At 39.6% G+C, this 13,776-nt stretch carries 13 protein-coding genes; 8 read left to right on the top strand and 5 right to left on the bottom strand.

Features of this window, described 5'->3' with window-relative positions:
* Nucleotides 1–314 precede the first annotated feature (314 nt).
* The 4 genes from ACXAHI_RS04950 to ACXAHI_RS04935 all read left to right on the top strand — a co-directional run bounded on the left by ACXAHI_RS04950 (nucleotide 315) and on the right by ACXAHI_RS04935 (nucleotide 5,663).
* A complete protein-coding gene (locus ACXAHI_RS04950) occupies nucleotides 315–887 on the top strand; it encodes an RNA polymerase sigma factor (protein ID WP_270179163.1) in 573 nt (190 codons plus the stop codon).
* Nucleotides 871–1,608, top strand: a complete 738-nt coding sequence (locus ACXAHI_RS04945; RefSeq protein WP_474846382.1) for an anti-sigma factor — start codon at nucleotides 871–873, stop codon at nucleotides 1,606–1,608. The genes ACXAHI_RS04950 and ACXAHI_RS04945 overlap by 17 nt, the downstream gene beginning before the upstream one ends.
* Nucleotides 1,609–1,831: 223 nt before the next feature.
* On the top strand, nucleotides 1,832–3,364 hold the full coding sequence (locus tag ACXAHI_RS04940; protein ID WP_474846380.1) for a glycine betaine uptake BCCT transporter: 1,533 nt from the start codon (nucleotides 1,832–1,834) through the stop codon (nucleotides 3,362–3,364).
* A gap of 133 nt (nucleotides 3,365–3,497) precedes the next feature.
* A complete protein-coding gene (locus tag ACXAHI_RS04935; protein WP_474846378.1) occupies nucleotides 3,498–5,663 on the top strand; it encodes an FUSC family protein in 2,166 nt (721 codons plus the stop codon).
* A gap of 31 nt (nucleotides 5,664–5,694) precedes the next feature.
* Here the strand turns inward: ACXAHI_RS04935 and ACXAHI_RS04930 are convergent, their stop codons facing one another.
* From ACXAHI_RS04930 to ACXAHI_RS04910, 5 genes are all read right to left on the bottom strand, one after another.
* Entirely contained in the window at nucleotides 5,695–5,967 is a 273-nt protein-coding gene (locus ACXAHI_RS04930; RefSeq protein ID WP_474846376.1) for a cytochrome C oxidase subunit IV family protein, read from the bottom strand.
* Between the two features lie 5 nt (nucleotides 5,968–5,972).
* A complete protein-coding gene (locus ACXAHI_RS04925) occupies nucleotides 5,973–6,566 on the bottom strand; it encodes a cytochrome c oxidase subunit 3 (RefSeq protein WP_474846374.1) in 594 nt (197 codons plus the stop codon).
* On the bottom strand, nucleotides 6,566–8,515 hold the full coding sequence (ctaD, locus tag ACXAHI_RS04920) for a cytochrome c oxidase subunit I (RefSeq protein ID WP_474846372.1): 1,950 nt from the start codon (nucleotides 8,513–8,515) through the stop codon (nucleotides 6,566–6,568). The genes ACXAHI_RS04925 and ctaD overlap by 1 nt, the downstream gene beginning before the upstream one ends.
* Nucleotides 8,515–9,213, bottom strand: a complete 699-nt coding sequence (gene coxB, locus ACXAHI_RS04915) for a cytochrome c oxidase subunit II (protein WP_474846370.1) — start codon at nucleotides 9,211–9,213, stop codon at nucleotides 8,515–8,517. Before coxB ends, ctaD begins: the two co-directional genes overlap by 1 nt.
* Nucleotides 9,214–9,369: 156 nt before the next feature.
* Complete coding sequence (locus tag ACXAHI_RS04910; protein WP_474846368.1) at nucleotides 9,370–9,993, bottom strand: LysE family translocator; 624 nt, start codon at nucleotides 9,991–9,993, stop codon at nucleotides 9,370–9,372.
* A gap of 84 nt (nucleotides 9,994–10,077) precedes the next feature.
* Between ACXAHI_RS04910 and ACXAHI_RS04905 the strand changes: the two genes are divergently transcribed.
* The 4 genes from ACXAHI_RS04905 to ACXAHI_RS04890 all read left to right on the top strand — a co-directional run bounded on the left by ACXAHI_RS04905 (nucleotide 10,078) and on the right by ACXAHI_RS04890 (nucleotide 13,604).
* On the top strand, nucleotides 10,078–10,863 hold the full coding sequence (locus ACXAHI_RS04905) for a class I SAM-dependent methyltransferase (RefSeq protein WP_474848073.1): 786 nt from the start codon (nucleotides 10,078–10,080) through the stop codon (nucleotides 10,861–10,863).
* A 64-nt stretch (nucleotides 10,864–10,927) separates the two neighbouring features.
* Nucleotides 10,928–11,491: a GNAT family N-acetyltransferase gene (locus ACXAHI_RS04900; RefSeq protein ID WP_474846366.1), complete on the top strand. Its 564-nt coding sequence runs from the start codon at nucleotides 10,928–10,930 to the stop codon at nucleotides 11,489–11,491.
* A gap of 87 nt (nucleotides 11,492–11,578) precedes the next feature.
* On the top strand, nucleotides 11,579–12,010 hold the full coding sequence (locus tag ACXAHI_RS04895) for a GNAT family N-acetyltransferase (RefSeq protein WP_474846364.1): 432 nt from the start codon (nucleotides 11,579–11,581) through the stop codon (nucleotides 12,008–12,010).
* Nucleotides 12,011–12,257: 247 nt separating this feature from the next.
* A complete protein-coding gene (locus ACXAHI_RS04890; protein ID WP_474848071.1) occupies nucleotides 12,258–13,604 on the top strand; it encodes a copper amine oxidase in 1,347 nt (448 codons plus the stop codon).
* Nucleotides 13,605–13,776 lie beyond the last annotated feature (172 nt).

The raw sequence follows: 13,776 nt of genomic DNA, 5'->3' as shown, positions 1-13,776 counted from the left end.
AATCACTCTTAATCATACATGAACAAAAGGTGTGTGAAAAGTTCTACAGGAATTGCATGAGTGCTAAGGTCGATTGCGGTATTACTTGAAATCAATATGATATACTAAATCCACAGTAAGCTAGAAGCACATTGGGCTGGTAATGTCAGTCGCTTTTCGTAGAGTGCGTCCTTTTATTTTTTAAGGGCTCTCTTTCGTTAAAACCATATATTTTCATTGAAAAACACATCCAAATAGGAGAGGTAGACGTTAGCTAAATGTAGACATTCTACCTCTTCTGGTGGAGATCACTTGTGAGAATAAAGGAGAATGGTATGAGAGAATTGAGCGATGCTGCCCTTTACGAGAGGGTGCAGGCAAAGGACAAGGAAGCCTTAGAAATCCTTTATGATCGATATGAAAAGTTACTGTATTCATTTTCTTATCGCATCGTAAAGGATGGAGGGCTGTCAGAAGAAGTACTACAAGAAGTGTTCATAAAACTCTGGAAAGGTCGAGCTCAATATAGTGAAGAAAAGGGTAAGTTCTCTTCATGGATATTGACCATGACGCGTCATACTGCTATCGATCATCTTCGTAAACAATCGAGAGAGCCAGATTTTGAACTAGATGAGAGAGATGCTCTTCATAGTGATGAAGCTTCTGTAGAAGACCAAGTCGAATGGAAAGAAAGAGGCGTCGTACTAAGAGCCGCCGTTTCTAAATTGAAAGAGGAACAAAAAAGGATTATAGAGATGTTTTATTTTAAAGGAATGACGCATAAAAAAATTTCCCAAGAATTTGACCTCCCACTCGGTACTGTAAAAGGCCGGATTCGACTCGCACTCAAACATCTAAAAACTAATCTGGCAGAGAAAGGAGGGGTCTCAGATGAAAAACAATTGTGATCAGCTAATTGACTATTTCAATGGAACGTTAACCGATGAAGAAAAGAAAACGTTCGAGGCTCACCTTGAATCTTGCTCAGACTGTAGAGAGGAGTTGCAAGAGCTGGAAGACTTAACGAGTGACCTTCCTTATCTTTCAACACCAGAAGAGCCTCCTTCAGGAATGAAAGAACGAGTGCTTCAAAATGTATTTGAAAGTACGTCAGAGGATGTGGAGGAAGTAGACACAGAAGAAACGAGATCCAATGTAACTCATATGAATGAGACCAAACGATCTCCCAAATGGTTAGCTCCAGCACTAGCTGCTGCATTATTTTTATCGCTAGCTGGAAATGCTTATACGTATATCACAGATGAAGGAGCAACCTCTGAAACAGAAGTATCGTCATTGTTAAAAGCAGTACAGTTAGAACCTTCGGGAGCTTCGACATCTAAAGGAGCGGCAGCTTTAGTATCTGACAATGGCAAAACCAATCTAGTCGTTCAAGCAGATGACCTTGAAGGTGTAGAGGAAGATCAGGTCTATCAAGTTTGGTTAATAGAAGGTGAAAAGCCTTATAGAGCAGGTTCATTTGTCCCCGGTGAAAACGGAAAAGGTGCCGTCTCCTACGAAATTAATTACGAAGGAGATCATGATTGGACCACAGTGGCAATCACCCTAGAACCGAATGCGAAGAGTAAAACTCCTAAAGGTGAAATCGTCATGAGTTCAGATTTGTAAAAGTGATGATAAAAGCAGGGCTACTATATGAGTTCCCTGCTTTTATTTTTGGTTCATTTTAGGAGGGGGAGCAGTGGTTTCTAGTCGATAAGAACGGGGTATATTGTACTAAACATGAAAACCGATTTGAATAATTCCAGAAAATTTATTATGATTAATAACTATGTGGTTACTATTTACTAGATATATAAGTTAGCACATAATAAAATGAGGAGTGGATGGAATGGATAAAGTAACAAAAGTATTCTGGATAGGCATCGCAATCGCGATCGTCTTCGTAGGATGGGGCGTGATTATGCCTGGGAATCTTGACCAGGTTATGACCACATCGAAAAGTTTCTTTTTAAATCAGTTTGGATGGTTCTATCAATTAGCAGCAACATTTTTCCTGATTTTTGCCATTTATTTGATTTTTAGTAGATTCGGTAACATTAAACTAGGTAAAGACTCAGATAAGCCAGAGTATAACAGGTTAACTTGGTTCGCAATGCTGTTTAGTGCAGGAATGGGAATTGGACTTTTATTCTTTGGAGTATCAGAACCAATGTCTCACTTTTCTACACCCCCACTTGGAGGAGAAGGTGGAACTGTTGATGCAGCTCACCAGTCTTTAAGATATACATATCTTCACTGGGGATTTCATGCGTGGGCAATCTACGCTACTATTGCTCTTGCTCTTGCTTACTATAAATTTAGAAAAGGGGCACCAGGTCTTATCAGTGCAACGCTATATCCGTTGCTTGGAGATCGTGTGAAAGGGCCGATTGGGATCACTATCGATATCATTGCAGTATTTGCAACGATCTTTGGTGTTGCAGCATCCCTTGGTCTTGGTGCTCAGCAGATTAATGGTGGCTTAGCTTACCTCACGGATATACCTAACAACTTCACGGTGCAGCTGATCATCATCGCAGTCATCACAGTGCTGTTTACAATTTCCGCTGGAACAGGAATCAAAAAAGGTATCAAATATTTAAGTAACACTAACATGATTCTTGCTGTTCTTTTACTTGGACTGTTCATTTTCCTAGGTCCAACGAAATTCATTCTGGATCTATTCGTAACTACTTTTGGTGAATATGTACAAAACATTTTTGGAATGGGTATGCGTCTAGCACCAATGAATCCAGAAAATGAGTCATGGGTTCAAGGTTGGACAATTTTCTATTGGGCTTGGTGGATCGCTTGGTCTCCGTTCGTAGGTACATTTATCGCCCGAGTATCTAGGGGTAGAACGATCAGAGAGTTTATGATCGCTGTTACCGTAGTACCAACAGTTGTATGTGCATTCTGGTTCGGAGTGTTTGGCGGTTCAGCTATTTTCTTCGACTTTAACCAAGGTACAGATATTGCAGGACAGGGACTTGAAACAGCATTGTTTTATCTCTATGAGCAGGTTCCTCTTGGAGGTATCCTAACGGTTGTGACTCTGCTGCTAATCTCTACTTTCTTTATTACATCAGCTGACTCTGCAACGTTTGTTCTCGGTATGCAAACAACAAACGGAAGCTTAAACCCACCGAACTTCGTTAAGTTCAGCTGGGGCTTTGTGTTAGCGGCATCTGCTATTGTTCTTATGATTACAGGTGGTCTACAAAGCATGCAGACTGCCATCATCGTGAGTGCCTTCCCACTAACGATCATTCTATTATTTACATGTTGGGGAATGATTAAGTCTTTCAGTGCGGAAGTGCCTAGAAAACAACGTAGTACAGAGAAGAAGACAAAAGCACCGAAAGATCCGAAAACTGTTTAATAGCTATTCAGCCTTTGAAGATAATAGTCTTCAAAGGCTTTTTATTTCATTAGATAAACAACATGGGAATTTCTTAAGAAGGGGAGCGAATCGACATGTGGAACATACAAGTTAATTTAGCTAAAATAACGTTATGAAAAAAACAGTGCATAAATCGCTTCTTCATTCACTTATTCGTGTAACCCCTGCGGATCCAGGAAGGTCGAGATTACACCAGGCTTTACGTATTACGATTAGCGTTTTGTCTTCGTCACTCACTATGCTCATCTTTGCCTTTACATTAGGTGCTTCGTTTCCGGCTTCTATATTAGCTGGAGTCGTTAGCTTACTGACATTATTTTTAGTGAATGATGATACAGAGAAAAAGAAGAAATTTTCTACGCTGATTTTAGTTATTTCAAGTGCGGTCGCGTTAACGGTTAGCACCTTTTTAAGCGTAATTCCATTTGCGATAGATTTCTTATTCTTAATCGTCATATTTCTAGCATATTATTTACAGCAATTTGGATTCCGTTATTTTGCAATGTTCACCGTTGCTTTTTTATCAATTTATTTCTCTACTCTACTACAATTGAAGATAGAAGATCTTGGGTGGTATCTTCTTGGTATTGTGATTGGAGGAGGCTATTCATATGTATTTCGGTTTTACCTCATAGAAAACAGGCCGAAAGTTGAGTTGATTAATAGCGTTCGATCATTTCACACTCAAACGAATATGACCCTTGATTTGGTATTAGAGGCGATAGCAAACCCTACTACTAATCAGTCTGTACCTTCTCAGCTTAGGAAAGATATTAAAAAGATTAATTCTTATTCTCAAGTCATATCAAGCTCTCTTAATAACACAGAGCCTGAGGAAATATGGCCTGGTATCGATGCTGAGCAATTGAGGTTTTATATATTTGATGCAGAAATGCTAATACAGTCTCTTTATTATGTCGTAGACCGTTTAAAGGATCTCCACGTATTACAACATACGAACATAAGAGTGCTGTTGTACAAAGTTGTAGAATCGATACGTGATGCCGAAGTACTGCGTACACATGACGTGGTTGGTAATCTGAAAAAAACTGAATCGGCTATTAGCGAACTTAGTTCTATGATAAAAACGATGCAAAAAAATCATGAGGTCGATAAGGACTGGCTTTGGTTAATTAGAAGGATTGAAGCGATATCGAATCACCTAGTAGAGAGCTCCAGGCAACTTGGGAAGCGAAGGGATGTAAATCTTGAATCAGTTAAGGAAGTTCAGGCAGATGAGGTAGCTGACAATACATCGTCAGAAGATAAAAGGCTAGCAAAGAACAAAGCGTTACAAGCAATCGTAGCTGGTAGTGTGGCGATTGTAGTCGGCTATTTCTTATCACCCACACATCAATACTGGGTGCTTTTATCAACCTTTATTGTATTATTAGGTACAGATACAGTTGGTATGACGTTTCAGAAAGCAACCGAGCGATCGATCGGTACAATTTTTGGGGCAATAGCTGGCTTTGGAATTGCGCTTTCCTTAACAGGACAACCTGTTATTGAGTTGATTACACTGTTTTGCTGTGTGTTTCTTGCCTTTTATTTGATGCCTATCTCATATGGGATCATGATGTTCTGGATGACTACGCTCATTGCGATTATGTATGACTTCATAATGGGCGGTATAACGAGTGAACTTATTATGTCCCGTGTTATTGATACGTTAGTCGGTGCGGCGATCGGTTCTCTTGCTGCAGCAATAATCTATCCTAGAAAAACAAAAGAAAAAGTAGCAGTTGCTGCAGCTGAATTCTTTGTAAAGTTGAGAACGTATGTATCGAATTACCTCCAATCTTATTTGGAAACGAACTCCCATCACCAGTTTATTAACATGGCGTTTGAGTTAGATGAGAAATACCAGAATGTACTTAACGATGCGAAGCCCTTAAGAAATAAAGTATCCATTATGCAAAAATCAAACATTGAGCAGTGGATTACAGTTGTTACTGCAATAAATTACTACGCAAAGCACCTACTTGCTTCTTCAAATCGAAATAGAGAGATACTTTCTGTACCGGAGTTTCAAGAAGAGCTAAAGAAAACGTTTCATATTATCAATTACAATATCGAAGCGCTATCGAAGGGCATAGATGGTAATACGAAGACTGTCATGTATAGTTTAGATTCCATTCGTGACAAAGTAGAAAAGTTGGATGCGGGGAAAGATAATAAAGAACTCAAAGGTCGAATCAACGATCTCTATTATGTTTGGAAGATTAACGAGTCTTTGTTGTTGCTAAGTAAGAGTTTCGGTATGCGAGAAAAATAGGAGAACCAGGGGATTTCACCCCTGGTTCTTTTTATAATATAGCTAGAAAGAAAATCGTTAGAACTGCGATGAACCCACCTGCCACAACAGATGAAATTCGGTACCTTCCCTCCTTTTCTTTAATATCCATAAATAAGACCAATTGAATGACCACTTGAATCATCGCTAAGAAGATCAGTACATATGGTAGAAAATCATTAGAGATCCATTCACTATTTACCAGGTAGAAAGCAATAAGCGTTAGAAGAATCATCGTAACGAACATAACCGTAATCTTCGTAAGGTGATCGTTCTCTTTCTTCATTCAACTCACACCTTTCCGAGTAGGTAGACTACTGTAAAGATAAAAACCCAGACTACGTCAATAAAGTGCCAGTATAAGCTAGCTATAAACAACTTTGGTGCGGTTTCTTTAGTGATCCCATACATCATCAGTTGAATGAGCAACATAAAGATCCATACGATCCCAAAGAGGACATGTGCTCCATGAGTACCAAGAAGCATATAAAAAGCACCGAGGAAAGGACTACTACTAATCGTTGCGCCTTCCTCGACATAAGCCATGAATTCAATCGCTTCAAGAATAACGAATCCTAATCCCAAACTGATCGTAAGAAGAAACCAAACTAAGGTCATCGTTTTTTTACCAAGTTTTAAAGTATAAACCCCTAGTGCACATGTAAAGCTACTAGACAACAGCACGATCGTACTTACGATAATCTCAGAAAGGTTGAAGAGTTCCTTTGCTCCTGGTCCGTTGGCGGTTAATTCCTTTACTGATACATAAATACCGAATAAGCAACCAAATACCACTATCTCTGCACCGATCAAGAACCAGAAAGCTAAAATATTCATTTGCCCATGGTGGTTGCTAAATAGGTTTCTTTCAGCTAGAGATGGCATTAGTAACCCACTCCCTTGTCGTTATAAATCACTTTATTCTTCGGTATAAAATAGCCATTCTTACTCTGAAAAGACCGAATCGTCATAGTAGTAAAGACCCCGGCCATACCAAGAATTGCCACGGACCAAATTTCGAAAACAAAGCCAAATGAAGCGATGAGAAATGCCATTCCCATAAAAAAGGGCAATGAACTTGAAGAAGGCATATGAATTTCATCATAATCGCCTTCGAAATCGATGTTTTGTTTCTGTGCTTCATAGGCACTCCATAACGGCTCACCTGATGTTACGACTGGAATTCGTGCGAAATTATACGGTGGGGGAGGACTAGGAACCGTCCACTCTAACGTTCGTCCTCGCTTCATCCAAGGGTCGTGTACTTGAACAGATTTTCCGTACCGAGTCGTGAGATAGATGTTTAGCATAAAAAACAATACGCCTATTCCCATTAAAAATGCTCCGCATGTACTCACTAGATTAAGCCAACCAAGTCCTTCTCCTTCTGGATATGTAAAGACTCGCCTCGGCATCCCCATCAATCCTAAAATGTGCATCGGAAAGAAAGTGAAATGAAATCCGATCACAAACGTCCAGAAATTCCATTTACCAAGTTTTTCGTTCAACATCTTACCGAACATCTTTGGCCACCAATAATAAACACCTGAAAGCACTCCGAAAATCGTCGCGCCTATAATGACATAGTGTAAGTGTGCAACAACAAAATAGCTGTCATGATATTGATAATCTGCTGGAACTGAGCCAAGCATGACCCCAGTAACACCGCCCATAACGAACGTCACGATAAAGCCGAGAGCATAAAGCATAGGGGTATCGAATCTTATTCGTCCCCCACGCATTGTAAACAACCAATTGAAGATTTTAATACCAGTAGGAATCGCGATCAACATTGTAGTCAAGGCGAAGAAAACGTTGATATTTGCATTTAGTCCAACTGTAAACATGTGGTGGACCCAAACCATAAACCCTAAGAATCCGATCAAAATGATTGCAAACACCATCGAAGTATACCCGAATAATTTCTTCTTCGAAAAAGTACTGATAACATCTGAGAATATCCCAAAAGCAGGTAGCGCGATGATATACACTTCAGGGTGACCGAATATCCAGAACAAATGTTGCCAGATCAGTGGATTTCCTTCAGAGCCGGATAAGATGATCGTTCCAAATAGTCGTTCGAACGTTAATAATAGCAACGCTACCGCTAGAGCGGAAAATGCATATACGATGAGTACTGAAGTAATGAGCATCGACCAAGTTGATAGCGGCATCCTCATAAACTTCATACCAGGTGCCCTCATCTTTATAATCGTTACGATAAAGTTGATCGCACCCATAATCGTTCCGAGTCCTGCGACTTGTAGTCCAATCGGATAATAGCTGTTCGAAGGTCCCGGGGTAAATTCGTTGAGTGATAGAGGAGCGTATGTAGTCCAACCTGCATTTGGAGAACCTCCAGCTATAAAACTGACGTTAATTAAGATTCCCCCTGAAATAAAAAGCCAGAGGCTCAATGAATTCATGAATGGAAAAGCAACGTCTCTTGCACCGATTTGCAATGGTACGATCACATTCATTAAGCCGATTAATAGCGGCGTAGCAACAAGAAAGATCATGACCGTACCATGTGTACTTGTAAGTTGGTTGAACCGTTCCCCTTGAAATACCCAGAATTCATTTTCAGGAAAAGCAAGTTGCATTCTGATCAATAAAGCTTCTAACCCTGCTCTAAGAAAAAATAAGAAAGATACAACCAAATACATAATGCCAATCTTCTTATGATCTGTTGACGTGATCCAACTCCAGAGCCACTTCCATCTGTTGTATTTTGTTAGTAGGATGGTAGATGCAATCATGATAATTACAAACGATATGTCAGCTAAAATGATGTCAGATGGTAATGTACGAAAATAATGAAAGATCCTATCCATCAGTTGTTCTCACCTTCCTTCTCTATCCATGTTGAAAAGTTATTTTTGTCTAAAACGATCGTATCAAACGTCATCAATGCATGCTCTGCTCCACAGAGTTCAGCACATTTCCCACTATATGTACCTGTTTCGATGGCTGTGAGCCGTAATGTGTTTTCCTTCCCAGGAAGAGCATCTCTTTTTCCACCCAGTTGTGGAATCCAAAATGAATGGATAACATCTTTTGATGAGAGCTTGAACGTAATGGGCCGATCTACAGGGATACGTAATTCGTCTGTAGTGGTAATGTTATATTCAGGATAGTAAAATGACCATTGAAATTGTTCCCCTGTCACTTCAATCGTTAACGAATCTTTGTCATCGTTATAAGGCTCGTCAAGCTGATAAGTAGTTGCAAAAGTAGGTACAGCCAGAATGATGATGATGATAAAAGGGACGATGATCCAACTGATCTCGAGCTTTTTATTGCCAGATTTTTGAGTTGGGAAATCATCTTCCTGCCCAGGCTTTTCGCGGTACTTTACTAGAAATCTCACAAAAAGAGTGAAAACAACTGCTAGAACGATACTCATCAGCAAAAGACTTAATAAGAGAAGGTCCAATTGCTTTTCGCCCGCTGTTCCTTTTGGATTTAATACAGCGATGGAAGAACAACCTGACAGAATGAAAGCGGTGCCAATAATGAATAAACTTCTCATGAAGGCTCTCCTCTCTATATAAGTGACTAACAATCTCCATTACCCAATACCTATTTAATTGAAACAGCGCACTCAAAAAGCCACACGAATTGGATTCGCGTGGCTTTACTCCACCATAAATAGATTTAGTCAAATGCACTTTTTAAATAGAGAATGTTACTTGCTACTAAATGCGATTTGGATACCGATGATCCCAAGCAGAACACCTTTGATTACATTTATTTTTCCAACAACCGCTGAATTCTTTAGAAGAAGTCCTTTGATACTGCTAGCGAATAAGCTGATTGAGGTGAAGATAAGGAAAGCTTGGACAATAAATATGATTCCTAACATCACCATTTGTAAAGAAGCATATCCTGAGTGTTGATTAACAAACTGGGGAAGAAGAGCTAGAAAGAATAAGGAAACCTTAGGGTTAAGTATATTCATTATAATTCCTTTTCGATAAAGAGCCATATAAGATTGGTCTCGTTGGTTTTTAAGGAGTGTGGATTGCTTCCTTTCGCGAAATGCTTGATATGCAAGGTATAGTAAGTAGGCGGCTCCCAAATATTTTACGATTGAAAAAGCAAGTGATGATTGGTACAGAATTGCAGATATTCCAATTGCGGCAGCACTAATATGTACAACAAGTCCTGAACATAACCCGAGAGAAGTAGCGATACCAGCACGCTTATCTTGAGAAATACTCTGAGCAAGCACGAACAAGTTGTCCGGGCCAGGCATGAGGGTTAATACTACAGCAGCAAATAAGAACGATAATAAGACGGATAAATCCATGACATTCTTTCCTTTCTAGTATGGTATTGTTTAAGTATATAAGAGAAACCAGCTTTCAAAAAGGGGTTCTGGGAGGAGTTTCAAATTTACACAGATCTATTTAAAGGTGCGGCACCATTTTATGCAGCGTATAGGCTACGGTATCCGTCTGAAGTCATTCGGTTAGTAGTGGACCGTTTTCATCTTTCGGCTCAAGAACGAGTGTTGGATGTAGGTTGTGGACCAGGTCAGCTTGCGATCAGGTTAGCAGATTGGTCAAAACATATCGTAGGTGTTGATGTTGATGAAGAGATGTTACAGGAAGCAAGTAAAATGGCAAACCTATTAAAAATTTCGAATATCGAGTGGAAGTTAGCAGATGTAGAAAAATTTATTAACCTTCAACATCCTGAATCATTTAAGTTAGTAACAATGGGGAAGTCTTTTCACTGGTTGAATCGTTCGCATTTTTTAGAAAAGCTTTATCCTACAATCCAGAAAGCTGGTGGAATAGCGGTTATTGACGATTATCAACCAGATAACGTTTTAGAGGATTGGCAGGTTGCATTCTCTAAGGTTGCTAAGAAGTGGTATGGCGAGGAGCGTCGAGCAGGTAGCGGTACGTATTCCCATCCTACATTAAGTCATGAAGAAGTGATTGAGAAGTCTCCATTTTCTATAGAAAAAGTAGAATGTGAACCTTATGAGCATTATTGGACAATCGAAACGTTATTAGGTCATCATTATTCCACTTCATACGGATTGAAGAGCTACCTGGGAAGTAATGTTGATGATTTTGAAGCTGAAGTAAAACGTGAGTTATTAAGTATTCATTCTGAAGGCAAATTTAAAGAAGAGATCAAAGTGAAAGTGTTGCTCGGCTATAAATGACAAAACACTTGGTCTAGTGGTATAATTCTGACATTTACACCATTTTGGTTTTGGAGGCTACTAAATGAATCCGATTTTAATAGATTTTCCTCACGAGATTTATACTGAACGGTTGTACATACGATGTCCTCTCCCTGGAGATGGTCTTGTCGTTCATGAATCCATTCAAGCATCAAGAGCTGAATTAAAGCTATGGATGCCCTTTGCGAAAAACGACCAATCTAAGGAAGAGGTAGAAGAAAACGTAAGAGAAGCTCATGCCGCCTATCTTAAAAGAGAAGATTTAAGGTTACACATCTATCATAAAGATACTGGAGATTTTATAGGGTCATCCGGCTTACATAGAATAGATTGGAACGTTAGAAAGTTTGAAGTAGGGTATTGGATTGACACTCGACATTCTGGTAATGGATATATGACTGAAGCTGTTCGAGCAATAACAGAATTTGCGTTTACGGAATTACGTGCGAGAAGAGTGGAAGTAAGGTGTGACACGAAAAATGATAGTAGTAAGAGAATCATAGAGCGACTAGGATTTTCACTAGAAGGAATTTTACGAAATGAAGACGTTTCGATAGATGGAGAACAGTTGAGAGACACATGTATCTATGCAAAGGTAAGACAGTGAGGTAAAGTTACCCAATTCACTAAACTAGCAGGAACAAAGCTTCATTATAAAGAAATACCATAAAAGAACTGCAAGGAGGGGACATGGTTGATTGAACGTGCAAGTGCCGAAGAAAAAGAATACATCTTATCGAATTCGATACAGTCGGTAAATGAGGGGACGACAAACCCTGGAATTATAAAAGAAGATAAAGCGATTGAAATCGTTACGTCAATCCTTGAACGCGGAGGTTATCACCTTGTATATCGAGATGGCGATCAAATTGCGGGTTGGGTATTGATTGGAGAAAACACGGATTACTTTACGGGTATCAAACACGGATTCATCTATGATGTGTTTGTATTCCCTGAGTTTCGAGGAAAAGGCTTCTCAAAAAAATTAGTGCAAGCAAGTATTCGTGACCTCAAAGATCAAGGTTTTGAGGAAATACGCTTAAATGTATACTCATCAAATTTTGCGAAGTATATTTATAAAGATATCGGATTCAAAGAAATGCAAACCATTATGGTCTACAAATAATAAGAACTGAAAGGCCCCTTTGCTTGAGTAGCATAGGGGTCTTTTTGTTTTACGACTAATTATCCCAAATACTATAACCGTTCTAAATCCAGTATTATCAAGGGTTTTAGAGGATTATCAAAAGTATTCTTAAAAAAATTATAAAAAAGATGATCCAACTTCTAATCCATTCCGTTAGCTAGATGTATAAAAATTTAAGGGGAGTGGATGTAACATGAATACTGAAAATAATTTGAAGAAAAGAGTAATCGACTGGAAGAAAGGACTCATGATCGTCCCACTAAGTTTTTCTCTATTGATGCCGACCGGCGCATTTGCAGATGATCACGGTAACCATGCGGACAAGCCTACAGTTGAAACGCCGGCAGCAGATCTTAGAGCTACACTAGGACATTTACTTAGTGAGCACGCATACCTTGCAGTTGAAACGATGAGAAAAGGAGCAGAAGGTGCAGATGATTTTGAAGCCTCAGCCGGAGCTCTTAGTGAAAATACAGAAGCGCTAACGGGAGCGATTTCTTCCGTATACGGTGAAGAAGCTGGTAATCAGTTCAACCAGATCTGGACTGACCATATCGGATTCTTCGTAGATTATGTGAAGGCAACAGGAAGTGAAGATGAAGAAGCGAAACAAGAAGCACTCGATAGCCTTGCGGGTTATAAAGCTGAATTCTCGAAATTCCTTGAAACTGCAACAGGTGAACGTTTGGAAGCTGAATCTCTAACAAAGGGTCTTCAGATGCATATCAATCAATTGATTGGATCCTTTGATAGCTATGTTGCAGGAGATTACGAGAAGGCTTATGCACAAGAGCGTGAAGCAATCGCTCACATGCATGGAGTAGCAAAAGGATTATCAAGCGCGATCACTGACCAATTCCCTGAGAAATTCGATGATACTAAAGCTGTAACGCCAGCATCAGACCTTCGTGCAACTCTTGGTCACCTTCTTTCAGAGCATGCTGGTTTAGCGATGATGGCAATGCAGAATGGAATCGATGGGTCAGATGATTTTGAAGCTTCAGCCCAAGCTCTAAACAAGAATACGGAAGATTTAACTTCTGCAATCGCATCTGTTTACGGTGAAGAAGCTGGTATGAAGTTTAACGAAATGTGGTCAGGGCATATCGGTAATTTTGTAGAATATGTACAAGCGACAGGAGCAGAAGATGAAGCTGCTAAAAAGAAGGCATTAGAAGCGCTCGATAACTATCGTGCTGACTTCTCTAGCTTCTTAGAAACAGCGACAGAAGGACGCCTTAAGTCAGATGCATTAGCTGAAGGTCTCCAAATGCACGTAAACCAATTAGTCGGAGCATTCGACAGCTATACAAACGAAGATTATGATGCTGCTTATGATTCTGTAAGAGAAGCTTATGCTCATATGTACAAGCCTGCAAAAGGACTTTCAGGAGCGTTTACCGATCAGTTCCCAGACAAATTTGCAATGAGTATGCCAACGGACATGCCAAAAACAGGCATGGGAGGTACTGCTGAACAGCAGATGCCGATCGAATGGATAATGGCAGCAGTTCTAGCTACGATGGCAGCGACAGGCGTAGTAGTTAGAAGAAAATTGCAAAAAGATAGCTAACGCCGCTAATAATCTCCATCGAACAGCAATAGCCTGAGCGCTATTGCTGTTTTTTTATCTAAAAACATACTCTGTAAGGTGTATTACAACAAAATTTGTTTGAACAAGATATAATTAAGGTAGGAAAATATTTTTATAAACATAAAGTAATTATGGTAAACTTGCACATGCA

The sequence above is a fragment of the Anaerobacillus sp. ABD4_527 genome (genome assembly GCF_056160805.1).
This window is presented reverse-complemented; position numbering and strand designations above follow the sequence as displayed.